Annotated in this window: 22 protein-coding genes and 1 other RNA gene; 11 read left to right on the top strand and 12 right to left on the bottom strand. The window is 40.7% G+C overall.

The features are described from left to right. Positions 1-9: 9 nt before the first annotated feature. From IJT21_06990 to IJT21_06975, 4 genes are all read left to right on the top strand, one after another. Positions 10-705 (top strand): response regulator, encoded by a 696-nt coding sequence (locus tag IJT21_06990; GenBank protein ID MBQ7577991.1) that lies wholly within the window; start codon positions 10-12, stop codon positions 703-705. A 109-nt stretch (positions 706-814) separates the two neighbouring features. Further along, the gene (gene fusA / locus IJT21_06985) at positions 815-2881 is read left to right on the top strand and encodes an elongation factor G (GenBank protein MBQ7577990.1); all 2067 of its coding nucleotides are present in this window, start codon (positions 815-817) and stop codon (positions 2879-2881) included. A 70-nt stretch (positions 2882-2951) separates the two neighbouring features. Further along, the gene (locus IJT21_06980) at positions 2952-3398 is read left to right on the top strand and encodes a DUF2142 domain-containing protein (protein MBQ7577989.1); all 447 of its coding nucleotides are present in this window, start codon (positions 2952-2954) and stop codon (positions 3396-3398) included. After that, a complete protein-coding gene (locus IJT21_06975; GenBank protein MBQ7577988.1) occupies positions 3395-4321 on the top strand; it encodes a DUF2142 domain-containing protein in 927 nt (308 codons plus the stop codon). The genes IJT21_06980 and IJT21_06975 overlap by 4 nt, the downstream gene beginning before the upstream one ends. Before the next feature lie 97 nt (positions 4322-4418). On the opposite strand, the gene IJT21_06970 is transcribed toward IJT21_06975, so the two are convergent. From IJT21_06970 to IJT21_06955, 4 genes are read right to left on the bottom strand one after another with little or no spacing between them, the layout of a single operon-like run. Beyond that, complete coding sequence (locus IJT21_06970) at positions 4419-6026, bottom strand: carboxylesterase/lipase family protein (GenBank protein ID MBQ7577987.1); 1608 nt, start codon at positions 6024-6026, stop codon at positions 4419-4421. A gap of 3 nt (positions 6027-6029) precedes the next feature. Then, the gene (locus IJT21_06965) at positions 6030-7070 is read right to left on the bottom strand and encodes an alpha/beta fold hydrolase (GenBank protein MBQ7577986.1); all 1041 of its coding nucleotides are present in this window, start codon (positions 7068-7070) and stop codon (positions 6030-6032) included. Between the two features lie 19 nt (positions 7071-7089). Beyond that, positions 7090-7929, bottom strand: coding sequence for an SDR family oxidoreductase (locus tag IJT21_06960; GenBank protein ID MBQ7577985.1), 840 nt, complete (start codon positions 7927-7929; stop codon positions 7090-7092). 13 nt (positions 7930-7942) lie between these two features. Then, on the bottom strand, positions 7943-9220 hold the full coding sequence (locus tag IJT21_06955) for an alpha/beta hydrolase (GenBank protein MBQ7577984.1): 1278 nt from the start codon (positions 9218-9220) through the stop codon (positions 7943-7945). A 98-nt stretch (positions 9221-9318) separates the two neighbouring features. Here IJT21_06955 and IJT21_06950 point away from each other — a divergent pair, with 98 nt between their 5' ends. Beyond that, positions 9319-9750, top strand: coding sequence for a MerR family transcriptional regulator (locus IJT21_06950; GenBank protein MBQ7577983.1), 432 nt, complete (start codon positions 9319-9321; stop codon positions 9748-9750). A 26-nt stretch (positions 9751-9776) separates the two neighbouring features. Here the strand turns inward: IJT21_06950 and IJT21_06945 are convergent, their stop codons facing one another. The 4 genes from IJT21_06945 to IJT21_06930 all read right to left on the bottom strand — a co-directional run bounded on the left by IJT21_06945 (position 9777) and on the right by IJT21_06930 (position 13500). Beyond that, positions 9777-10502, bottom strand: a complete 726-nt coding sequence (locus IJT21_06945; protein MBQ7577982.1) for a radical SAM protein — start codon at positions 10500-10502, stop codon at positions 9777-9779. Between the two features lie 194 nt (positions 10503-10696). Continuing rightward, positions 10697-11335: a radical SAM protein gene (locus IJT21_06940; GenBank protein MBQ7577981.1), complete on the bottom strand. Its 639-nt coding sequence runs from the start codon at positions 11333-11335 to the stop codon at positions 10697-10699. Positions 11336-11568: 233 nt separating this feature from the next. Further along, positions 11569-12402, bottom strand: coding sequence for a carboxymuconolactone decarboxylase family protein (locus tag IJT21_06935; GenBank protein ID MBQ7577980.1), 834 nt, complete (start codon positions 12400-12402; stop codon positions 11569-11571). A 3-nt stretch (positions 12403-12405) separates the two neighbouring features. Beyond that, complete coding sequence (locus tag IJT21_06930; protein MBQ7577979.1) at positions 12406-13500, bottom strand: alpha/beta hydrolase; 1095 nt, start codon at positions 13498-13500, stop codon at positions 12406-12408. A 476-nt stretch (positions 13501-13976) separates the two neighbouring features. On the opposite strand from IJT21_06930, the gene IJT21_06925 reads away from it, so the two are divergent. Then, positions 13977-14753, top strand: coding sequence for a glycosyltransferase family 2 protein (locus IJT21_06925; GenBank protein ID MBQ7577978.1), 777 nt, complete (start codon positions 13977-13979; stop codon positions 14751-14753). Continuing rightward, positions 14740-15738, top strand: a complete 999-nt coding sequence (locus IJT21_06920; GenBank protein ID MBQ7577977.1) for a glycosyltransferase family 2 protein — start codon at positions 14740-14742, stop codon at positions 15736-15738. The genes IJT21_06925 and IJT21_06920 overlap by 14 nt, the downstream gene beginning before the upstream one ends. Here IJT21_06920 and ffs read toward each other — a convergent pair. The 4 genes from ffs to IJT21_06900 form a co-directional block, all read right to left on the bottom strand. Continuing rightward, an RNA gene (ffs, locus tag IJT21_06915) (signal recognition particle sRNA small type) lies at positions 15737-15835 on the bottom strand. The genes IJT21_06920 and ffs overlap by 2 nt on opposite strands. A gap of 11 nt (positions 15836-15846) precedes the next feature. Beyond that, positions 15847-16932 carry a radical SAM family heme chaperone HemW gene (gene hemW, locus IJT21_06910; protein ID MBQ7577976.1) on the bottom strand — a complete coding sequence of 362 codons (1086 nt, stop codon included), beginning with the start codon at positions 16930-16932 and terminating at the stop codon, positions 15847-15849. Beyond that, positions 16913-18718 carry a translation elongation factor 4 gene (lepA, locus tag IJT21_06905; GenBank protein MBQ7577975.1) on the bottom strand — a complete coding sequence of 602 codons (1806 nt, stop codon included), beginning with the start codon at positions 18716-18718 and terminating at the stop codon, positions 16913-16915. The genes hemW and lepA overlap by 20 nt, the downstream gene beginning before the upstream one ends. A 98-nt stretch (positions 18719-18816) precedes the next feature. After that, entirely contained in the window at positions 18817-19752 is a 936-nt protein-coding gene (locus IJT21_06900) for a polysaccharide deacetylase family protein (GenBank protein ID MBQ7577974.1), read from the bottom strand. Between the two features lie 277 nt (positions 19753-20029). On the opposite strand from IJT21_06900, the gene IJT21_06895 reads away from it, so the two are divergent. From IJT21_06895 to IJT21_06880, 4 genes are all read left to right on the top strand, one after another. Next, on the top strand, positions 20030-21070 hold the full coding sequence (locus IJT21_06895; protein MBQ7577973.1) for an HD domain-containing protein: 1041 nt from the start codon (positions 20030-20032) through the stop codon (positions 21068-21070). Further along, positions 21070-21996, top strand: a complete 927-nt coding sequence (locus IJT21_06890) for an RluA family pseudouridine synthase (protein ID MBQ7577972.1) — start codon at positions 21070-21072, stop codon at positions 21994-21996. Before IJT21_06895 ends, IJT21_06890 begins: the two co-directional genes overlap by 1 nt. Next, complete coding sequence (locus IJT21_06885) at positions 21997-23124, top strand: YibE/F family protein (GenBank protein ID MBQ7577971.1); 1128 nt, start codon at positions 21997-21999, stop codon at positions 23122-23124. Then, positions 23114-23967 (top strand): hypothetical protein (locus tag IJT21_06880; protein MBQ7577970.1); only part of this gene is annotated, 854 nt, incomplete at its 3' end. The genes IJT21_06885 and IJT21_06880, both read left to right, overlap by 11 nt.

The raw sequence follows: 23967 nt of genomic DNA, 5'->3' as shown, positions 1-23967 counted from the left end.
GAAAATATCATGAAGGAAAAAATTTTATACGTCAGCGACCGGCCTTCAATGGGTGCGGACATGTTGATAAAAAATTTGGACAATGACTACGAAATTTTGCGTGTGCGTTCAACAGACGAAATTAAACACGTGCCGGACATAATATTTGTAAATCTCGCGGGGCTTGAGACTTCTGACAAGATAAAAGCGTGTACAGGTTCGAAAATTTTTTTGCTGGGCAGTAAATTAGAACTCGATTCAATAGACATCAATAACGCCGAAAAATTTGCAAAGCCCTTCAACGCTAACGAGATTCGCGACAAACTAGCGGAAATTTCAGCACAGAAAGCAAGCAGCATACAGAAAATTATTTTACTTGTTGACGATGACGCAGTAATGATTCGCACGTTAAGAGACGGACTCAGCACAAGTTATAAAGTTTTGCCGGCCAACTCGGGAGCAAACGCGCTGAAAATTTTATCCCGCACAAGACCTGATTTAATACTGCTTGATTACGAGATGCCGGAAATGAACGGGACTCAAGTTTTAGAGACTCTAAGAAATAATCAGGAGACCGCAAATATTCCGGTGATGTTCTTGACGGCAAAGGGGGACTCTGGCAGCATTGAGAAAATTGACGCGCTCAAACCTGAAGGCCATATGTTAAAGACTCTCCCGTTAAGAGAGATTAAAGCGATAATTCAGAAATTTTTTGACGGGCAATAATAGATTTTACGCGAATAAAAATTTTACATCAAAAATTTCACTCAGCGTAATATAATATTTACATCATTCATTTATTTAATACATACAATAAGGGAAGGTGTTTATACAAATGGGGGCACGTAAGCCGGAAGATACAAGGAGCTTCGCATTATGTGCACACGGAGGAGCAGGAAAAACTACACTAGCTGAAGCAATGCTCTTCGACAACGGCAATATAACCCGTATGGGTTCAGTTCAGAACGGAAACACAGTCAGCGATTTTCAGTCCGAAGAACAAAAGCGCAATATCTCAATCAGCACATCATTAATGACTCTTGAGCGCAAGGGAAAAACTTTTTATATTCTCGACGCGCCGGGCTATGCTGATTTCACAGGAGAAATGAGCGCAGCAATTAGAGTCGCAGATACAGCCGTTATTCTCGTGAGTTCAGTCGGAGGAATCGAAGTCCAAACAAGTAAAGCATGGGAATATTCAGAGCACCATAAATCACCCGTTGCATTCGTTATTTCGAAAATGGACAGAGAAAACGCAGATTTTGAGAAAGTCCTAGCCGACATCAAATCGCAGTTTACAAATAACGCTCTGCCCGTGTTTTTGCCGATTGGTGCAGCAGATAAATTTACGGGAGTCGTTGACGTTCTCAAGGGTAAAGCCTACACCTACAAGCCAGACGGAAGCGGAAAATTTACAGAAGTTGAAGTCCCTGCAGATCTTGCTGACGAGTGCGAGTCATCAAAAGAGGCGTTAATCGAAGCTGCTGTAGAAATGGACGACGCACTAATGGAAAAATATTTAGAGGGCGAGTCAATTTCCGATGAAGATTTTGCGCGCACACTGAAAAAGGCCATTGCAGCACGTCGAGTCATGCCTGTTGCTGTTCTTTCTGCTACGACAAATATCGGAGTCCAACAATTTATGGATTTTGCTGCGGATTATTTCCCGTCTCCTGTTGATATTGGCGCGGTCGAGAGTGCAGAGCCGAAAATTGATGCTCCGTTTTCTGCGTTGTGCTTTAAAGTTATGGCGGACGCTTTTGTCGGTAAACTTTCATTTATCCGCGTTTATTCCGGCAGTTTATCATCAGAGGGCAGCAATATTTATAATGTCAATCAGGGCGAGGACGAGAGAATCAGCTCATTTAAATTAATGACCGGCAAAGACGGCAAAGACGTTAAAGAAGTTATTGCGGGTGATATAGTTGCGATTCCTAAGTTGCAGAGCGCGAGAGTCGGCCACACTTTAGCGGTTAAGGGCGGATTTTCCGGTAAATTTTCAGCGATTGAATTTCCAAAACCTGTTTACAGTGTTGCAGTTATTGCAAAATCGCGCGCAGATGAAGACAAGCTCGGAAATGCTATATCCCGCACACTTGAAGAAGACTGCTGCTTGACGTTCGAGAAGAATCCAGAGACTCGCGACAACGTGTTATCAGGAATGGGCGACATGCATATTGATATAGTTCTCGCAAAAATGAAGGAACGTTACGGCGTTGAACTCGACACAAAGACTCCGCAGGTTCCTTATCGTGAAACAATACGCAAAATGTCAGAAGCTCAAGGCAAGCACAAGAAGCAGTCAGGCGGACACGGCCAATACGGTGATGTTTATATTCGTTACAGACCGTTGGAAAGAGGCGCAGGCTTTGAATTTATTGACAGTGTTGTTGGCGGTGCAGTGCCGAGAAACTTTATTCCCGCCGTTGAAAAAGGTTTACGCGAGTACATGAACGCAGGCCCGTTAGCAGGATTCCCCGTTGTTGATTTCAGCGCAGAATTATATTACGGTTCATATCATGATGTAGACAGCTCTGAAATGTCATTCAAGCTCGCGACCCGTTTGTCATTCAAGAAAGGAATTATGGACGCTAACCCCGTTTTGCTTGAGCCTGTTATGGATGTTGAAGTTACTGTTCCTGAAAGATTTATGGGCGATGTAATGGGCGACTTCAATTCACGCAGAGGCCGTATTATGGGAATGGAAGCTCACGGAAAATTGCAGGTTGTAAAGGCGCAAGCTCCGTTAGCTGAAATGTTCAGATATGCAATTATTTTGCGTTCGATGACTTCCGGTGAAGGTTCTTTCTCTATGGAATATTCACACTATGAAGAAGTACCCGGCGACATTGCGAAAAAAGTTATTGCCGCTCACAAGAAGGAAGACGAGGACGAAGAGTAAAAAATTTTTATTTCCTCCTGACTCACAATCGGGAGGAATTTTTTTTATTGCATACAGGAGAAATTATTACATGATAAAGTTTTTCACGCGCCTAAAACTTGAATATATTTACGTTATATTTATGCTAGTTGCCGGGACAATATTGACATTCTTAACGCCCGTTTATCAAGTTCCAGACGAGCCGAATCACTTCGCAAGAGCATGGCAAATTTCAGAATCAATATTCATAAGCCCTACAGAAAATAGAGAAGACAGCTATAAAAATTTACTCTCACGCGTACCGGCTGCATTCTTCCCGAAAAAATATATTGATAATCCCTTTGACGCTGAAAAACGTTTTTCACTCGGCGATATTTCCGAATTTATGTCAAGCCCTGTTAATTTCAACGATATAATTACAATGCAAATAAATAATACTGGCTCATATGCTCCTGTTGTATATTTTCCTCAGGTAATAGCGGCTTATCTTGTACGTAATTTCACTAAGGGGGGGGGGGGCATTACTTCTACTCGATGAGATTTGCGGCTGTATTGTTCGTAACGTTGTGTATTTTTCTAGCGATAAAGATCTTGCCCGAAAAAAGTTTTCTCATATTCTTGATTGCAATGATGCCTACGTTTCTCGCCGAAAGTGCTTCAATAGCTGCCGACGCTGTAATAAATAGTGTAAGCATTCTTGTATCAGCTTATATATTATCACTCGCAAGGACTGACGAAAGATTAAAGCCTTCTCAAATTTTTATTCTTCTATTATCAGCTATTATTATCGGCCTGTTAAAACAAGTTTACGGGACTATAATGCTGTTATATTTTGTAATTCCGTATAAGAGACTCGGCAGCAGGAAAAATTATATTACGTTAGGGATTATTATTTTGCTTGTTTGTCTTATCTCGTCGCTCTCATGGCTTTATTTGGGTGTAACGAGATTAAATGCTGCGTCAGGTTTTAATTCCGGCATATACATAAATCCGGCTGAACAAATGAAATTTTTTGCAGCGAACCCGTTAAAAGTCTTTAAGGCAATAATCACGAGTTATAAAGATGTTACATTTTTTGCAAGATCTTTTATGGCTACTTTGGGTTGGCTTCAAGCTCCTATGTCGTTATGGTTTTGCTTTATTTATGCGTCTGTAGTCATGGCAGGAAGTTTATTTGGCGAGCTAAAAATTTATTTCCGTCAGCGTCTTATTATGATAGGCGGTTGTTTGGCGACTCTCTTAGCTATAGATTTCATGTTATATTTTACCTGGAATTCTCCGGGAGCTTTAATTTGTGAAGGAATGCAGGGGAGATATTTAATTCCGCTTGCTGTTATGGGATTCTCTGCGATTTCATATTTTCCAAGACTCAAACATGAGAAGGCTATTGCTTTGACGGCTGGTCTTGTTAGTGCTGCAATGACAATAATTAAGACGTATACATATTTTTATCGGGTATAAATAGTAAATTAGGCAACTATTTTGAATCTCATAATAAAATCTTTCTCCCTAAAAAAAATCCTGCCTCACGCTTTGAACATGAAGCAGGAAAAATTTTTTAATCATGCACTAATAATTTCATTAACTCGTCATCATGCTTGTAACCTACTGAAGACTCATCGTCAAAAATCATAGTCGCGCCCTTATCCGGTGTGTAGGCCTCCCATCCGGGATTACCAGTACGCGCAAAATTAATCCATGCTTGACTCATTTTGTCAGCAAGAGCCTGCGCCCTTTTTCCGCCCCCTGTAGCTTTCTCGCTCAAAGCAATATTATTGAACACAAACGGAATTTCAGAACAGTGATAAGCCATCGCATAACCTCCCATAACAGGAGTCTCCCACGTGAAAATATACGCATAAACAGGAGCTCCCTTTTGTGCTGCTTTAGCGTTAAGGATTCTTAGTGCGCCGTCTCTGAGCCAAAATTCAACGTACAATGAATCAGCTTTCTTCTTGTGAGGATAGGCTTTCATGAACGCTGATAATATAGAGTCTGCCTTGTCGCCGTATTTTTCGCGTAATTTCTCATCAACTTGTGAATCGTTCCAGAAATTTTTATTGTCGCCTTGATTCTTGTCCATGTTCACTAGCAGCGGGACAGTCGCCCATTCGTTGAGAGTTGAACCTGCAATAAGCGGAATATTTTTCACTTGTTCCATGAATCCGCCTGTGCCTATATCATTAGGAATCAAATCGCCGTCTTTTACTGGAGACCACGAATAAATTTTTTCGCCCTCTTTGATTGCTTGAGCCATTGCCTTATTAGCTGCTTCACTTAATTTCGAGTAGGGGACATTCTTAATTTCTGCAATTTTTTCGGGAGCAATATTTAATTTTTCGAGAGTCAATGCTGCGACTCTGCGTGCTGCTTTCTGTTCCGGGAAAGTTATTCCCATAAGATCAACAGCTCCGCTCTGTTCGATTCCCTTGTGAAAGAGTCCTGCAGCCTTAGGCATTCCCATTAGTGCGAGAATTTTTGCGCCGCCTCCTGATTGTCCGAATAAAGTTATATTTGCGGGATCTCCTCCGAATTTTGCGATATTGTCTCGAATCCATTCAAGAGCTGCAATTATATCAAGCATTCCAAGATTGCCGGAATATTTGTATTCATCACCGTAAGCCGATAAATCAAGAAAGCCCAAAACGTTAAGCCTGTGATTAATGCTCACGACTACAAGATCACCCTTGCGAGAAAGATTTTCACCGTCGTACACGTCTTCAGCCGCAGAATTTCCAGCCTCAAAACCTCCGCCGTGAAGCCATACCATTACAGGACGTTTTTTATCATCGAGTCCGGGCGTCCAAATATTAAGATTTTGGCAGTTGTTGCTTTGCGCATAATTTCTGCCTTCCCATAGCGGCCAGTAATAATGAAACGGGAACATGTCGCCTTCTGGTGTAATATCTTGCGGGGACATAGGGCCGTAATTTAATGCGAGCTTTATTCCGTCCCACGATTTTAATTTTGCAGGAGGCATAAAAATTTCTGATTCAGCGTAAGGCACTCCATGATAAGTGAAAATCTCATTGCTGATATAACCTTGAATTTTTCCGCCCTCAACATCAACAACTGCAACGCCGGGACCTGCAATAATTTCAGCAGTCGACACACCAGTAAAAGCAAGCGCAATAATTAAAGCACACGCAAAAATTTTTCTCATCATGATTTATAACCCTTTTGATTCAAGCCATTTTTCTATGTGATCGGCGATTACTTTATTATTTAGCTCCTGAAACATAAAATGACTGTTGCCCGTTATGCCCTCGTCAGGAAGATATATCACAGTCGCGTCTCCGCCGTCTTCGTTGTAATGTTTTGCAAAGTCCCGGCACTGATCTAATACACTTTTCCAGAAAGCTGTACTCTTTATATCATTCGGGCCGTTTTCGATATAATCACCGAAATAAAATATCATCGGAATTTTTGCCGCAACAAATTTTTTGTATGTCTCGCTGCCGACTTCAGGAGCAAACCCCGGTTCAATCGCAACAATTGCCGCAATATTTTCTGTGTCTGTCTGCCAGCCTACGCGCCCGCCCTGTGAATGAGTCAGATAAACAGCTTTTTTGCCGGTCATCGATCGTACTTCATATAACACTGCGCTTAAAGCCTTGCCGAAAATTTCTACGTCATAATTTCCGGTGTTAGGAGTCATTTGACGCAAAAATTGATTTAATGCTGCTTCACCTGCAGGGAATTGACTTCCTTCATAACGGTTAGGAGTCCCCCGCCCGATTCTGAAATGAGTATACCATGCCTGATCGCCGGGGTTAAATTCTGTTCCATTTGCCCGCGTATCTTGTTCATTATTTACAATTTTGACGGTTGAACCTGCTGCACCTCGTCTAGGTTGATCCACTAGAAATGCTGCGCGCCCCTTTCTCAGAAAAATATCGCTCCAGCCCTCGCGCCTGTCCGGAGTTGACTGCCAGCCCGTTCGAGTCTGCCCGTAACCATGAAGATAAACTATCGGAGTCTTATTTTCGCCGTCGGGAATTTGATAGAAAACATTTGCGTGGTCAACATGCGCCGTATTTCCTGCACGTGAGAAATCAAGCCAGTTTTCAGAAATATTAAATTTCCCCGGTAGAGGCTCTGTTACTGTTCCGCCCGCTGAAAAAATACCCTGTTCACGAATTATTAACGGTTCACCCGCAAAAGCCGGGACACATAACAAACAAATTATTAACGCTAAAAATTTTTTCATGAAATCACCCTCTAAATATTTAATGTGTAGCTTTCAAATATTGCAAATCTCCATAAAAATATGAAGCTGTTGTTCCGCCGTCAATCAAGAAATCACTTCCAGAAATCCAACGTCCACGGCTGCTCATAAGAAATTCTGCCAAGTCCCCGACCTCGTCAGGAGTTCCCGCTCTGCCTGCAGGACATAAACGAAGCATTTTGCGATAACCTTCACCACGCGGGCCGTGAAGTTCATCATTTGCAAGCGGTGTGATAATTATTCCGGGACTGATTGAATTTATTGTTGCTCCGCGTTTGCCCCATCGTGTGGCCTCGTACATTACGCGCAAAACATTACAGCGTTTCGAATATTGATAGGCCTTCAGTGTGTCAGTAATTGATTTTATGAACGGCAGATCTAATAATTTTTCTGTCGGTGAAGCTGCGAGCTGTTCGTTTTGTTCTTCGGGTAAAGCTCCGAGACGATGCCCTGACTGTGAAGAAATTATGACTCCTGAGCCGCCCTCACTGATAATTTTTCCGAACTCTTCAAGCAAAACCGCTGTCCCGTAAAGATCGACTCTTAAAATATCTTCAACTGACGCTTGAGAAGGCGAGACTCCTGCAGCATTAATTAAATTCTTTATTTCTCCTAAAGTCTGGGCATATTCAACAAGTTTCAAGATTGAATCTCTTGAGCCTAGATCCGTTGAAATTGTGCTTGTCTCAAATCCTGCATCATCAAGAATTTTTGCTGTTTTCTCCGCGCTTTCCTGCTTCAAATCTGCGAGTATTATATGCTTACCTGCTCCGACTCTTCGTGCTATTGCCTGACCTATTGAGCCTGTGCCTACAAGAACAACTACATTTTTTTTGCTCATGCTGACTACTCCTTTATTTTAATTTTGCGTACTCTTCAGCCGGTAAAAATCCGTGCCAAGTTGTTTTTGTGTCTTCGCCGGGTACTTCTATAGCTATATGCTGAAACCATGAATCTTTTGCTGCTCCGTGCCAGTGCTTGACGTTTGCGGGAATATTCACAACATCGCCGGGCTTTAACTCTTGAGCTTCTTTGCCTTCTTCCTGATAATAACCGCGTCCGGAAATTGCGATTAAAATTTGTCCGCCGCCTTTTGCTGCATGGTGTATATGCCATTCATTATAGCTTCCGGGTTCAAATGTTACGTTGAAGATTCCGACCTGCTCAAGTGAAAGAGGATGCAGAAAACTTTTTCCCGTGAAGTGTTCGCCAGCTATGTTATTAGGAGTTCCGACGGGAATAATTTTGCTCAAGCCGTCAGAAAGAAAATTAATTTTTTGGAAATAAGCCTTAATATAACCGATGGCCTGCTCAAATGTTTCGCCCTGAAAGCCGTGATCACCATTTTTAATTACGTGAAATTCTGAATCAGGATAAGTCTTCGCCGCTCTTTGTGAATACTCAATCGGAACAATTGAATCTTTATCGCCGTGCAGAATCAAAACAGGTTTTGAATATTTCGGCATGTCTGAATAAATATCATAGTCCCACATATCATTTACATAAACCGGGCCTACATCAAGCCAGCCGTTATATTTATAAATGGGCGGACAATCTTCTTTATTTGCAAATTTTTTGTGTAAATCGTCCTGAATCAACAGCGCAGGATATAAGAGCACAAGCCCGGAAATTTCATCAGCATGACGTGCCGCAGTTATTACAGAAACAGCACCGCCCTGACTGCCTCCAATAATTGCAATTTTCTTAGCGTCAACAAAATCCCATGATCTAGCAGCTTCAAGAACTGATTCTAAATCTTTTACTTCGGTCATCACGGACATTTCTGTAGTTTCACCGTCGCTATGATTGCCCGGTGTTCCGTCTGTTCGAGTCTTAGGGCCTCCTCCTGCAAAATCAAACGTATAAACCGCTATACCCATAGAAGCAAGTGCTTCACCATAAGCCGGCCATCTTCTAGCATAGTTGCTCCCGAGTTCATGTGCTGTAATCACAAGCGGAACTTTTGAATCTGTTTCGGGCATATAGAGAAGACCTCTTAAAATTTTTCCGCTTTCAGAATTTACAACGTTCATAGAAATAATTTTATGAGCAAATAATTTTTGTTCTGCTCCTGCAGCACCCGTTAAGCACAGTAAAAGCAGCAAATTCAACAACAATATTTTTCTTAACACGAATAATAACCTCCTGAAAAATTTTTGATACAATACTAACAATCGGTTCATACTATCGGTCAAGCGTAATTTTATCAAAATGGCAGGGGAGAAATTTTATGATTTACACAATGATGCAGGCTTGCAAAGAAACGGGAATGACTTATCAGGGACTAAAATTTTATTGCAACGAGGGCTTAATCCCAAATGTTAAGCGAGATAATATTAACAGGAGAATTTTTGACGAACGCGATATTGCATGGATTAAGAGTCTAACTTGCTTGAAAAATTGCGGGATGAGTCTTCAAGAAATGAAAGAATATACTAAATTATGTCTTGAAGGAGCTTCAACGATTCCGGACAGGCAAAAAATTTTAGAGCGTAAAAAATTACAGCTTCAGGAAAATATCGCAGCATTAACAGCTTCAATAGAGTATATTGACAATAAACAAAAATTTTATGATGAAGTTCTTTCGGGTGAACGTGAATATTTCAGTAATTTGCTTCCGTGTTCATGTCAGAATCAAAAGTCAGAATCCCGGCAGCACTAAACGGGCTCTGACTTAATGCCATTACTTTACAGCGTGCCGACTCTTGAAGTACGATTAATTGCATTTTCTTTTACATGGTCAATGCTCCACGTCAAAGCATCCAGCATATTTTGCTTATCATCACGCAGAACGCCTTCGATTTTCACGGAATCAAGCGGATGTAATGCCCAGAAATAACACTCAGGCAAATCCAGTCTAAGAAGAAATTCCCGCTCTTCTTCTAGGTTTTCTTTTTCTGAGGCCGGAATAAATTTACCTGTTCGTATATCTTCATCAAGTTGTGTTCCCACGAAAGCAGACATAGTGTTGATAAGAATCTTATGGGGCTTTATCTCGTTTTCCAATGCTGCGGAGACTCTAGCACACTCCAGCCCGCGACCTTTACCAGCCGTCCCAAGCATAAGTAAATCACAGTGTTGAATCCCGGCATTATTCAGGCGAATGCATTGTTTTCGAGTTTCGTTCGCTGAGTACCCTTTGTTCAGATTCTCAAGTACATCATTTAGGCCGCATTCCACCCCGATATAGAGATCGTCAACACCGGCTTCCTTCAAGGCGTTCAAATCGTCATCAGATTTAGAGGCGATATTATCCGTCCGGGCATACATGGTAATAACTTTTGTATTTGGCAGATACTTTTTTATGAGATCGATACGCCCTAAAAGTTTTCTTGCAGACAACGCGAAGGGATCTGCGCCAACTAGATAGACTCGTTGAATTTTCTCACAATAGCTTTTATACTTTTGCTTCATTTCCTTCAGATATTCCTCTTATTCCTCTACCTCAACTAGTGAAATCATTCGGAAAGGAACATCCTTATACATGTTGCAGAAAGTGCAGCTGTTATGAGTGCAGCCTTCTGTAATAGGAAGCAAAAAAGTACTCGCTTCTACCGGCGGACGATAAATTGTACCGTTATATTTCATTTTTCCTCCTCCAATCAAAATTAAAACGCTCGTGTAACCATTTCACGATATTGACGCAGCTTAATTTCGTCGCTTTCATCCATGAACTTCCGAATATAGGCAAGCAGCTCTTCTTTTGCCTCAGGTAGACGGCACTTCACATGAAACAGGTTAGAAGCGTGTTCATTCATAAAAATAGTGTCGTTAGTCAGGCACCGTACAAATTCATAAATTTCTTCAAGTTTTTCCATCTCAGTAGATTCAGTATAAAGCCCTTTTTCTATTGCCCTATATAGCGGGGTCCCCGGTACAACCGTCAGCATAGAAGTATTAACCATAGTAGGATGAAGCCCGTCATAAAGCTCTGCAGTTCTCTGTGCGTTGACAAGGCCATATTTATGACCGCCTGCTCCGTTCAGAAAATTGACGATGAAGGGCAGTCCTGATGTATTAATTTTTTCTAACTGCTCTCGTGCTTGTGCGGAAGTATAACCCTTATTGATACGTTTCAGAACAACATCATCACCAGATTCTACGCCAATGTAGGGATCGGAGAAGCCAACAGATGCCATATTCCGAAGCTGCTCTTCTGTCTTGTTGTAAAAATTATCGATACGGGCATAACCGCCGATTGTCTCAATAGACGGAACATATTTATGCAGCAATTCCGCCGTTTTCATCAGAACATCCTTCTGTTGTCTGTAAATATCCATCTGCTTCCTCATATGGCGGGCGGTTGATTCCTCCTGAAAAATGCATGTTTAAGCCCTCACTTTGTTATTCAGTAATTTATTTATATTATAGTCTAACTTGCTATATCTGCTGCGTTCACTTGGGAATTATTTCTGAGTGTAACAAAAAAAAACAGCTCCCGAAAATTTTCCGAGAACTGTTCTTTCGCAGCACAGGAAATTTATTTTTTGCGCTCGTTAAAAACTTCATTAGCAATCCTCAAAGCATTTAACGTTCGTGGAAAACCTATATAAGGATTCATTGTCGTTATTACGCTGATGACTTCTTCTTTTGTTGCTCCTGCGTCAAGAGTCCCGATCACGTGCGATTTATATTGCGCTTCAGCCGTTCCGAGAGTGCCTATTACAGCCATTGTCAACATTTCGCGCATTTTATAATTCAGAGTTCCCCGCGTGTAAGTGTCTCCGAAACAAAATGCTGAAAGATTATCCTGCAAATGTTTCTGATAATCAGGAGTCGAGTCGCGCATTTGATTAATTCTTTCGCCGTACGCATTGACCTGAAAATTTAAGCCCTTCTCGAATCTGTCTGAATCTGTTGTAGTTCCCTGATTATCGAGCGGCAAATTTACTCCCTTTGCTGCAAAAATTTCATTTGCGACATCAAGAGCCTCAAAAACTTTCGGGAATCCTATATAAGGTGCGACATGATACAATGCTTCGCGGATCTCAATGGGCTTGACGTTCAGAGCGAGCGAGCCTTCTACAGCACGTTTCAGAAATTTATGATTCTGATTAGTCGTAAGCACAACAATTGTAATTAATTGACGTTCTGTGTCAGTGAGCTTTATTTGCTGGGATAAATCGCCGTAAATATATTTTTTCATGACTGCGAATAATTCAGGGTCATTTTTCGCCGAGTCAAAAATTTCATTTCCGTGCATCCTTGTAAAATTTTCATCGGCAATTTTCGCGCGGTCATATCCGTCAAGAGTGCTTGCTGAAACTGGGAGCGCAAATAATATCACGCACAATAAAATTATTGCACTCTTCATAATTTATAGCGTCCTCCCGAAAAATTCTTTGAGCTTATTAATTTCCTGCTCGACAAATTCCGGTTTCCAATAAGTTTGTATGTGCATTGCTCCGGGAATTAAGAATAATTCTTTGTCGTTAGTTCCTGTTGCTTTCTCGATAGCGTCTTCGGACATATAAAGAGAATCCGCGATACTTCCTGCCATCATCAGCAAAGGCACGTTAATTAACTTAATGTTGTCGGTAGCGTCCCAAGCCATTAACTCGATTAAACTCGCCTGGGTGTATTCAAATGTTGAGTTAGGGTGTCTGTGAGTTTTGCCGTAATATAAAAGTCCTTCGCGGTACAAATCATTTTTTATTGAAGAAATATATTCGTCCGTTAGCTTGTCAAGATCTAAAGTTCCTCCTGCTGCTATGACATTATCATTTGCAATTATTGCGTTTCTTGCGTCGTTAGCCTGCTTTAGTCTTTCCTGAACGTCTTTAATTTGAGTGCTCATGTAACCTTCTCGACGAACACGGCCCGAATTGAACATGCTTAAAGTTGCAACAGCTTTCACGCGTTTTTCAGATTTTGCAGCGTTCAAAGTGTAACCGCCTCCGCCGCAAATTCCTAACATGCCGATTCGATTAACGTCAACTCCGGGATAAATTGTCAATAAATCAACCATGCCGTGAATATCTTCTGTCCTGAAAAATGGAATATCAGTGTGTCTAGGTTCTCCGCCGCTCTCGCCCTGATAAGCAGCATCAGCCGCAACAGTTATATATCCTAATTCAGCGAGTTTCTGAGCAAAGAGTCCCGCAACCTGTTCTTTTACGCCGCCATTCGGGTGAGCAACAGTAACAGCAGGATATTTTTTCGCCGGATCATAATCAGCAGGGGTATAAACATTTGCAGCGATTTTAATTCCGTTAAGCTCGTAAATAATCGGGTGAACATTTACTTTGCCTTTTACGTTCTCAGTGAGTGCACCGCCGTAAACAAAACCAAATTGATTAGCGTTATAAGGTGTCGGCTTTCTCTCCTCAAAACTTTTAACGGGTTTCATGTCAGCAAACGCAGCTCCAAAAAGTGAAAATAACATAACTATTGCACATATTGTAATTCTCAAGATTAATAACCTCCGTACTAAAAATTTTTTGGAGTATAACAACAGGTTGTAACTACCGGTCAAATTCTTAAGATAAACATTTCTGGAAAACTATGACAAAATATTTTTGTTGAGCTATTAAATTTGTTGTATGTGTGCGGCCCGCCTGTAATTATAAATGCACATTTTCGAAAGATTTTATTACGTGAACATCAAAAAATTTTTCTCCGATTATGATTCAAATATTGACATAAAAATTTTTCGGTCTATAATGTTTGACGTAACGAACAAACACGAAATTATTAATAGCTCCGAGCCTTAACCTGCAAGAGGCTCAATGCAGAGAAATAAATTAATAGATTCCTCGTTCTTGTTCGATCGTTTTATAGTTTTACCCCCCTCAAAAAAGTTAAAGAAGGAGAGAGACGCAGAAGCCCTCTCTTTTTTTATTTGTGCTATACTGTGATTCATGCAAATATTAACGGGAGCTTTGTAACATGAAAATCGAAAAATTGTCGCTCTACTTGATAACACTAAATGAAGAAAAACGGCTTGCGAGGACTCTTAATTCCGCAAAAAATTTGGTTGACGAAATTATAATAGTTGACTCCGGCAGCACTGACAAAACGCGCGAAATCGCAGAATCCTTCGGGGCAAAATTTATTTATCACAAATGGGAAAATTACGGCTTCCAAGTAAAATTTGCTGAGGAACAATGCAATTATAAATGGGTATTGAGACTCGACGCTGACGAAGTTATTTCACCTGAATTAGCGCAGGAAATCTTGACAATTAAACGCGACGCACTCAAAGACGGTTATATACTGCCGCGCGGTGAAGTTTTTCCGGGAATGAAACACGCTAATAAATGGGTCAGGCACTATAAAGAAATCAGACTCTACAATCGCGACTCTTGGACAATGAGCGGCAAAATCGGCAATGATGACGTAATTAAAGCTAGCCCGGACGCTACACACGGAAAATGCAAAAATTTCATAGATCATTACTCGTTTATATCGATTAATCAAATTATCAGGAAATATAATATTGAATCTGATTCACTTGCAGAACGCGCAGTAAAGCAGCAAAAAAATTATTCTCCGTGGCGGCTTGTCGGATGTTCGACGCTTGAATTTCTGAAATTTTATGTGCTTGGCCGATTCTTTCTGCTGGGCTGGTGGGGATTCATTCACAGCGTAAATGTCTCGATTCTAAGATTCCTGAAATTTGCCAAATTCTATGAGCACTATAATAATAAGTATGATGACGAATAATTTAATCAGCGTAATAATTCCGGCTTATAACGCAGAGTCACGCATAAAATTTACCCTTGAAAGCATAACAGCTCAAGACTATGACAACATAGAAATTATAGTAATAAATGACGCTTCAACAGATGAGACCGGCAAAATTTCAGCTCAATTACTTACAGATTCAGGGCGTAACTTCAAGATAATAAATCACTCTCACAATATGGGTGTGTGCGCGTCAAGAAATACGGGCTTGAAAAATTCATCAGGGAAATATATAGCTTTCATTGATGCTGATGACTTGATCGCGAAAAATTTTATTTCATGCCTTCACGAGCTTATAACGCAAAATAACAGCGATATTGCTTTTTGCGGGCTTGTTGACAGATTCACGGACGGAAAACCGGATAAAAACGTTCATCCCGTTAAACACGCATTTAATATGACATCGGGCGGAGATTTTATAATTAATAAAGCTGTTCCCGCTGTGTGGTGCTGTCTCTACGATAAAAATTTTCTCGATAAATATAATTTGTTGTTCCTTGAGGGCTGCACGTCCGGAGAAGATATTGATTTCATAAATAGAGCTATTTGCATGGCCGAAAAAGTTTCATTCACTGAAAAATGTTTATATATTTATATGCATCATAGTCAAATGGGATCAATTCGCGATAATGACACAATCGAGAAAAAAATTAAACGCTATGAAGACAACACGAACGCCCAAATTAATACAGCAAAATATCTCGCGGAAAATGCAATCTCAGAAAAAGTAAAATATCTCGCTGAAAATATCTTAACGCCTCAAACCATAATCAGGCAGGCAAATATTTTTATCATGAAATACGACACAACCGGCTATAAAACTTTTATTCATGATGAGGAGAAGCGCAAAATTTTATATAGGTCGCAAAAAATTTATATTCTCGTGAAAAATTTTGAAGTTTTCTGCAAAGGATTCTTATTGCTTCACATGCCGAATTTGTATTATCTTGCAAGAAAAAAATAATTGCCCGGTATTCAATGGCACCCGAGAAATTCTGCTTAGTGCTGCTTCCTTCCAGACCTGACACGATTCACAGACTCCCGCCGCATTGAGCCGGACAAATAAATTATACTACAGGTCAATTAATTCTGACCAGATAGAATTTGCTATTCTCATGCCGCGTTTTGATAATGCGATTCTTTCGGGAGTGATAATAAATAAATCGCGAGGCATATTATTTAGTGCTGACTCAATTTCCGGCAGTAAATCAGATTTCTTTACGCCCCATTTTGTGCGCAGTGATAATATTGCAAGCTCGATTAATTTTTCGCGCGGTGATAAATTTTCCTGCTCGTATAAAAATTTTTCGTTTATGTATTCATTGAGGCTCGAATAATTTTTGATTCTTACTCCGTCAAGATAACTCACAGCAGAAGGCCCTAACGCAATTATATTATCATGATTCCAATATGAAAGATTGTGCAGACATTCATAATTTGTCATGGCAAAATTTGAGATCTCATACTGCAAAAAATTTTTTCGAGGCAATAAATACTGCGCGTAACGATAGAATTTATACCCCTGAAAATTTAATAACTCGTTATCATATTCGCGAAATAAAGGCGTATCAGGCTCTAACGTTAATTGATAGGTCGAAATATGAGCCGCAAATTTCATCACGAGCTTTAAAGACTCTGCCCATGTCCTTAGAGTCTGTCCGGGAATAGCGAAAATTAAATCACAGCTTAGGTTCAGTCCCGAATCTTTTATCAGCTGCATTGCGTTTATTGCCTGCTTTGAGTCATGGAGCCGGCCTAAAGTTTTCAGCTCGTTATCGTTGAGACTCTGCACGCCCAAACTTACGCGGGTAAATAAATTTTTTCGCAGGAAATTCACGAGTTCAGGCGTTAAAGAATTAGGGTTAGCTTCACAAGTAGCCTCACGCAAATTATCAACGTCAAAATTTTCACGTATTATATTCATTAATTTATGCCATTGCGAAATATTTAGTAAACTCGGAGTCCCCCCGCCAACATAAAGAGTCTTTATCCGCGAACCTGTATAAAATTTTGCCTCACGTTCAAGAGCTTCAAGCCATGAGTCAATAAAATAATTTTTTCCTGACACGCTATAGAACGCGCAGTAATAGCACTTTCTCGCGCAAAATGGCACATGAACATATAAACCGCAAAAATTTCTATTTCTCTGCGCCATCAACTTGCATAAACGCTAAGAACGCCTCTTGAGGGATTGAAACTTTACCGATCTGCTTCATACGTTTTTTGCCCTCTTTCTGTTTCTCTAGTAATTTGCGCTTTCTCGTAATATCTCCGCCGTAACATTTTGCAAGAACATCTTTTCTCAGCGCACGAACATTAACACGCACTATTACACGCCGGCCGATTGACGCTTGTATGGGAATCTCAAATAATTGACTCGGTATTAACTCCTTTAATTTCGTAACAACCGCATGACCACGATTATAAGCTGCGTCCTTATGGCATATGAACGAGAAAGCGTCGGCAGCCTCACCATTTACGAGAATATCAACTCGCACTAACTCACTTGCTTTAAGGCCGATTAACTCATAATCAAGCGACGCATACCCGCGAGTCTGAGATTTTAATTTGTCGTGAAAGTCTACAATAAATTCAGATAACGGCATTTCATAAATTATTCTGACTCTTTCGGGCGTAATGTAGTCCATTGATTTATAAGTTCCCCGTTTGTCCTGAATTAATTGCATGACTCGTCCGGTAAATTCTGAAGGCACAAATACAGAAAGTTTTATATAAGGCTCGCGAATCTCTTCAATTTCTGACGGGTCGGGAAAATCACTCGGCCTGTGAGCTTCTATAACTTCACCGGAAGTCTTTAAAATTTCATAAATAACATTAGGAGCAGTAGCAACAAGTTCGACTCCGTATTCTTCGCGCAATCTTTCTCTAACTACGTCCATATGCAATAAACCAAGAAAACCGCACCTGAATCCGAATCCAAGTGCTTCCGAGCTTTCCGGCTCATAAGTTACGGCAGAGTCATTTAAGCACAATTTTTCGAGAGCGTCTCTTAATTGCGGGTAATTGTCGCGCTCAACAGGATAGAATCCGCAAAAAACTACGCTTTTGACTTTCTTGTAACCGGGGAGGGCTTTATTTGCGGGGTTAGCAGCGTCAGTTATTGTGTCGCCGACTTGAGCTTCAGCAAGAGTCTTAATGCTCGCAGTAATATAACCAACTTCACCTGGTAAAAGCTCATCAACAGGAGTAAAGCCGGGCTTAAAGACTCCTACTTCATTGACAGGATAAATAATCCCGTTTGACATGAACATAATATTTTGACCTGATTTAATTTTGCCGTTGACGACTCTAACATAGCAAATCACGCCGCGATAATTATCATAGACTGAGTCAAATATCAGTGCTTGAAGGGGTAAATTTTCGCTGCCTTCTGGTGCGGGAATGTCAGTTACAATGCGTTCGAGAATTTCATTTATGCCTTCGCCTGTTTTTGCGCTTGTTAATACTGCGTTGCTTGCGTCGAGTCCTACGACATCAGAAATTTCCTGTTTTGCGTTGTCCGGCCTTGCTGAAGGAAGATCGATTTTATTTATGACCGGTAAAATTTCAAGATTTTGTTCTATTGCTTGATAGGCATTTGCTACGGTTTGAGCTTCGACTCCCTGCGACGCGTCAACAACGAGTAAAGCACCTTCACAAGCAGCAAGAGAGCGCGAGACTTCATAAGCAAAATCAACGTGTCCGGGTGTGTCGATTAGATTCAATATATAATTTTTTCCGTCATTAGCTTTATAATCCATTCTGACGGGAACAAGTTTTATAGTTATTCCGCGCTCGCGTTCAAGTGCAAGGGAGTCTAAAATTTGCGCCTTCATGTCTCTTGACGCAATAGTGCCGGTTGCCTCCAATAATCTGTCAGCAAGCGTAGATTTTCCGTGATCTATATGAGCAATTATGCAAAAATTTCGTATGTTATTATTCATGTTTCTATCACCGTGTAAATAATATCATGACGATTAATAATTTATCGCGTCTATAAATAATCACTCTTAAAGCGTCTAATTTGCACAAAAAATTTTCATTATTCGCCAGTAAAACGAGTCTTTCTTCCGGTGCCGTCAATGCCGAATTTCTTATCGAGTGCAACATTATCGCCCGGTCTCGTAAAATATCCGTCTCGCGTTGTCTCTGGTTCGCCCATTGATAAAAGCTCGCTGACTGTTACGAAATTATAACCTCGTTCTTGAAGAATTTTCACGGTCTCGCGCAATAAATTAATTGTACCTTTGGGAACTAAATTCGCGTGAAATAATAAAATACTTCCCGGCCTCGTCATGTTTGCGACTTTGAGTGCTGATTGTCTCGCGTGATTTATATTTTCGTTATTGCCCGACTCAGCTGCTACGTCCCATTGAATTATACGCAGTCCCAGTGAGTTAATTATATTCAGCGCTTTATCATTTGCACGGCCATAAGGTAATCTGAATAATCCCATTGCAGGCGGTATGTCTTCAGCGTCTGCCTCTTCGCGTAATAATTCATATTGCGATTGAGTCCATAAAATTTGAGCCCTCAACCCCGAATCAGAAAGTAACGCGCAATTTCCGTGCGACCAGTTATGATTTGCTATCTCGAAATTTTTTGCGCTCATTATCTGCATGACCCTGCGTGAATGAGTCCTCATCCATTTACCGCCCATAAAAAGTGTAGCAGCAATATTATTTTCCCGTAAAAAATTTATAACGTCCATATCACAGCCCGTCGTAATCGTATCAAGTTCACACATGTCAAACGTAAGCGAGACAGATTTTACGCCGTCAGGAAGTCTAACACGCCTGATAATGCCTTCGTCCTTAATGGGTGCAAGAGTGTTAATCGGGATTTTTCGCGCTGGAGGATTTGAATTATTTGCTATTGCTTTGCGCGAGTCAAGTGAGTCTCGTGTCCATTCATCAGCGTTTGAGGCCGTACACGTGAAAATAAATATTATTGCCAGAAAAATTTTTATAGCTTTCATGATAAAAAATTGTGTCCCCCTGCAAAAATTTATAACAAAAATATTTTCGTCATTAATTATACATGTAACAAAAAATTTTTATTCGCGAGATATTGCAAGTACAGAAAAATTTTTACATTTTTGTAGTTGTAAATGTAGTTGTAAAAAATTTATCGCTCACTCTTTGAAAATTTTGGAAGGTTTACGCGAAAAATTATATCATTCTCTGACGCTTTTATATATCGCACACTGATATAATAATACGAAATTTTTACATGAAAGGCTAAAATTTTCCTTGATGGTTACGAACAATAATAAGCAAAATAAAAAACTTCTTGATATTCGGGAAGTAAAGCAGCTCCCTATTAATGCAGAATTTTACGTAATGGGCGTTGTATCACGTCTCATAAGGCGCAAAGACCGCAACGATAAAACTTTTTGGGACATTACATTAAGCGACGAGTCAGGCGAATTAACCGGAAAAGTTTGGAGCGACTCAACTTGGCACAGCAAACAGGGCGGAGACATTTTCCCCATCGATCCGGACAACTGCGGGCTGAAATTTGAAGGCTCAAGTATCGGAGCAGGCGGCAGAGTCTCAGAATTTCGCGATTTGATGCAATATAATTTTTCTGATGTATATTATCTCGACCAAGAAAAATTTCCGCCGATAGGTTTTGTACGTCATTCGCCGATTGATATAAATTTCCTTGAGAAAACTTTTAAAGATTTGGTCGCCGATATTAAGCACAAAAAATTACATGATTTCGTTTACGCCGTATTCTTTAAACACGATTTATGGGAAAAATTTAAAACTTGGCCGGGAGCTATTACGATTCATCACGCCTACATGAACGGCCTTCTTGAACACACTGTTTCTATGACAATAGGAGCACTCGATTTCGCAAAGCATTATGACGCATTCAAAGTTAAAATTAATCATGATTTAATAATTGCAGGCGGTCTATTACACGACATAGGCAAGCTCGAATCATATAATTTAAATCCTACGCCGCAAATGACTCTTGACGGGAACGTGATAGATCATATTGTGTTAGGCTATAACATGTTCAAGAAATTTGCAGAACTTGAAAATTTAGACGATGATTTAACGCGCGCACTTGGTCATATTATTATCAGCCATCACGGTTTAAGGGAGTATGGTTCGCCCGTTTTACCCGCGACTCCTGAAGCTATTATTGTGAGTGCCGCCGATGATTTGGACTTCAAGATGAATTTCTGGAAGGCTCAAATTGACGCATTAACCCCGCAGACGGAAATGACTGATTATTTATCGTTCGTTGACCGCAGACTCTGGCGCGGAATAGAGTTAAATTAATGAGCTACTCTATAAAAATTTCACGCGACGACGACGGACGCAGACTCGATAGAACTTTACGCAGCAAATTTAAATATGTGAGTCTCGGCGAAATAATGAAAGCTATCAGAACAGGATTAATACGCGTGAACTCGCAAAAAATTCGTGAAGGCAGCTTGCATTTATCAGCAGGAGACGAAATAATAACCCCTTGGCCGCTTGAAGAGAGTAAAAATTTTCAGATACAGCACAAAGCCTCATGGGGAAAAATAAAAATTTTATTTCAGTGCGAAAATGTCTTAATCGTCAATAAGCCCGCCGGGATTCTCGTGCAGCCTGACGAACCTAACGGAGACAGCATAATTTCACGCGTATGGGCAATGATGAACACTAAGCAGGCCGCCGCCGTTCACAGGTTAGACCGCAACACAACAGGAGTATTAGCAGTAGCTCTTCACGGTGATTCATTAAGAGCGTTAGAGTCATTATTTAAGGAAAGAAGAGTCAGAAAATTTTATCTCGCAATAGTCGCAGGCAGGGTAGAAAAAAGTTTTATCATTGACGCGCCATTATTGAAGGATTCAGAAAATAATTTAGTCAAGGTCTCTGAGTCCGGACTCTCTGCGTTGACTAAGTGCGAAAAAATTGCGGGTGATAATGATTATTCACTCGTTAAGCTGGAATTATTGACGGGAAGGACACATCAAGCCCGCGTTCACATGAGTTATATAAAACATTCGATTTTAGGCGACAGGAAGTACGGAAATTTTGCAGTAAATCACAAATTAAAAAATGTAAATCGGCCGTTATTGCACGCGTATGAACTTGTATTCCCCGAAAATCTGCACGAGTCTTTAAGCGAAATAGCCGGAAAAAAATTTACTGCTCCCATTCCTGACGATATGAGAGAATTTATAAATTTTCGCAAATGGGAGATTGATTTATAAATGAAGTCAAAATATTTTTTGCTCAGGTTAATTATTGCGCTTATACTGCCGGTTGCATTCTTTTATGCTGTAGATTATTTTGCGGTCAAGAACTGGAACGACAAAGAGTCTTTAATCGTTGAGGTTATAGAAGCAGGCCCGGAAAAAACATTACACGCCGACAAGAACAACGAATCTTTTGAGACTCTCGAACGTGATACAGTCTTGCAAATTTTATCTGGAAACCGCACGAATGATATTTTAACGGTCAAGACAGTTAGACTCGCAGGTTCAGGGCCGGACGTTAAACCGGGCGGGCGTTATTTGCTAGTTTGGGACATGTTCGACGATGGGCGCGTGCAATATTCTTTAGCTGACGGATTCAGAGTCTCAAGTGTTGCGACGTTAATTTTTGCGGTGTGCGTAATATTAATTGCTATGACAGGGACTCGCGGCTTTCTTGCGTTATTGGGACTCGGTGCTTCAATTGCTGTATTAATTTTTACGATGATCCCATTAATGACTCTCGGCTGGGATCCTGTTTTGCTTGCTCTTGCGTCAGTGTTTATAATTTCGACTGTTACAATTTTGTGTGTTGTAAGATATTTGCGTTACATGCTAGTTGCTTTATTGGGAAGTCTCGGCGGAGTCTTGTGCGGATTTGCAAGCGGTTGGGTTATGGTGCATTTATGGCAGTTGACCGGATTAGCTGGTGAAGGTTCTGCGTTGCTTGCGTCGACATTGCCGAATTTGAATATGCGCGGAGTATTGCTTGCGAGTGTGTTAATAGGTTCGATCGGTGCAGTCCTTGACGTTGGAGTCTCTGTTACTGCTTCAATGTCTGAATTTGTAGACTATGATAATTACATCCCGTTAGATAGACTCTTGCTTGCGGGCTTGAACGTCGGCAGCGAGGTTTTAGGCAGCATGATAAATACTTTGATTCTTGCGTATATGGGAAGCTCGTTATCAATGGCGATATTAATAAGTTCGGCCGGTGTAGAATTTTCCGGAATACTTAACGATCCATACATAGCGCAGGAAATTGTACAGGGACTCGCGGGGACTCTGGGTTTGTTGTTCACGATTCCTACGACAGCGTTTTGTTTCGTGTTTCAGGAGTCTTTGAGGCGCAGGCATGAAGATTAAAACAGTTATAGACATCGGCAGCAACTCCATCAAAATGCGCAGTGCAAAAATTTATAATGGCCGTCTTCACATTTTGCGCGATGAAACAGAAGTAGTCAGGCTCGGCCGGGGCATGTCAAAAAATGGAATGTTACAGCCTGAAAATATGCGTATAACTTGTGAAGCTGCGTCAAGAATGGTAAAAAGCGCGAGATTTCCCGGCAAGGACTACGAAATTTTTATAGTAGGGACTCAAGCGTTGAGGACTGCAAAAAATTCCGGCGATTTCGTGCGCATGATAAAAGATTCTACCGGTCTTGACGTTCATATTTTTTCAGGCGAGGACGAGGCAAAATTTTCATGGCTGGGAGCTGTCGACGGCTTTAATTTTTCGGGTGATGTAATAATGTTTGACTCAGGAGGCGGAAGCACTGAATTTGTGTCTGGCTGCGGAAATTTTGTCAAACTTGTAAAAAGTGTTCCCGTCGGTGCAGTTACTTTGTCGGAAAAATTTTTTGCGGATAACTCTTCACCCGTCAAAATGAGTGCTTGCGAGTCAGCTCTTGAGTTCGTGAAAAATTTATTTATCGAGCATGACATTTTATCATTCAAGACTCATGACGCAAATTTAATCGGTGTAGGCGGGGGACTTGTTGCGATGGCGAGCGTAAAATTTGCCTGTGAGAATTTCTTACCTTCACGGCTTCACGGAAAAATTTTGACTCAGCGCGATATTATGACTCAAATAAAAATGTATGCTGCGTTGAATTTAATCGAACGTCAAAATATTATAGGTCTTCCTGCGTCGAGAGCTGATGTTATTTTAGGGTCTGCATGTATAATCCTTGCTGCGTTGAGGCTTCT

Source organism: Synergistaceae bacterium (assembly GCA_017443945.1).
Classification (GTDB): domain Bacteria; phylum Synergistota; class Synergistia; order Synergistales; family Aminobacteriaceae; genus JAFUXM01.
The sequence above is the reverse complement of the archived record's forward strand: the minus strand, read 5'-3'. Positions and strand labels throughout refer to the sequence as shown.

Coding starts and splice junctions, on each gene's coding strand:
- IJT21_06990 (MBQ7577991.1), top strand. CDS start 10: ATGAAGGAAAAAATTTTATACGTCAGCGACCGGCCTTCAATGGGTGCG.
- fusA (MBQ7577990.1), top strand. CDS start 815: ATGGGGGCACGTAAGCCGGAAGATACAAGGAGCTTCGCATTATGTGCA.
- IJT21_06980 (MBQ7577989.1), top strand. CDS start 2,952: ATGATAAAGTTTTTCACGCGCCTAAAACTTGAATATATTTACGTTATA.
- IJT21_06975 (MBQ7577988.1), top strand. CDS start 3,395: ATGAGATTTGCGGCTGTATTGTTCGTAACGTTGTGTATTTTTCTAGCG.
- IJT21_06970 (MBQ7577987.1), bottom strand. CDS start 6,026: ATGATGAGAAAAATTTTTGCGTGTGCTTTAATTATTGCGCTTGCTTTT.
- IJT21_06965 (MBQ7577986.1), bottom strand. CDS start 7,070: ATGAAAAAATTTTTAGCGTTAATAATTTGTTTGTTATGTGTCCCGGCT.
- IJT21_06960 (MBQ7577985.1), bottom strand. CDS start 7,929: ATGAGCAAAAAAAATGTAGTTGTTCTTGTAGGCACAGGCTCAATAGGT.
- IJT21_06950 (MBQ7577983.1), top strand. CDS start 9,319: ATGATTTACACAATGATGCAGGCTTGCAAAGAAACGGGAATGACTTAT.
- IJT21_06945 (MBQ7577982.1), bottom strand. CDS start 10,502: ATGAAGCAAAAGTATAAAAGCTATTGTGAGAAAATTCAACGAGTCTAT.
- IJT21_06940 (MBQ7577981.1), bottom strand. CDS start 11,335: ATGAAAACGGCGGAATTGCTGCATAAATATGTTCCGTCTATTGAGACA.
- IJT21_06935 (MBQ7577980.1), bottom strand. CDS start 12,402: ATGAAGAGTGCAATAATTTTATTGTGCGTGATATTATTTGCGCTCCCA.
- IJT21_06925 (MBQ7577978.1), top strand. CDS start 13,977: ATGAAAATCGAAAAATTGTCGCTCTACTTGATAACACTAAATGAAGAA.
- IJT21_06920 (MBQ7577977.1), top strand. CDS start 14,740: ATGATGACGAATAATTTAATCAGCGTAATAATTCCGGCTTATAACGCA.
- lepA (MBQ7577975.1), bottom strand. CDS start 18,718: ATGAATAATAACATACGAAATTTTTGCATAATTGCTCATATAGATCAC.
- IJT21_06900 (MBQ7577974.1), bottom strand. CDS start 19,752: ATGAAAGCTATAAAAATTTTTCTGGCAATAATATTTATTTTCACGTGT.
- IJT21_06895 (MBQ7577973.1), top strand. CDS start 20,030: ATGGTTACGAACAATAATAAGCAAAATAAAAAACTTCTTGATATTCGG.
- IJT21_06890 (MBQ7577972.1), top strand. CDS start 21,070: ATGAGCTACTCTATAAAAATTTCACGCGACGACGACGGACGCAGACTC.
- IJT21_06885 (MBQ7577971.1), top strand. CDS start 21,997: ATGAAGTCAAAATATTTTTTGCTCAGGTTAATTATTGCGCTTATACTG.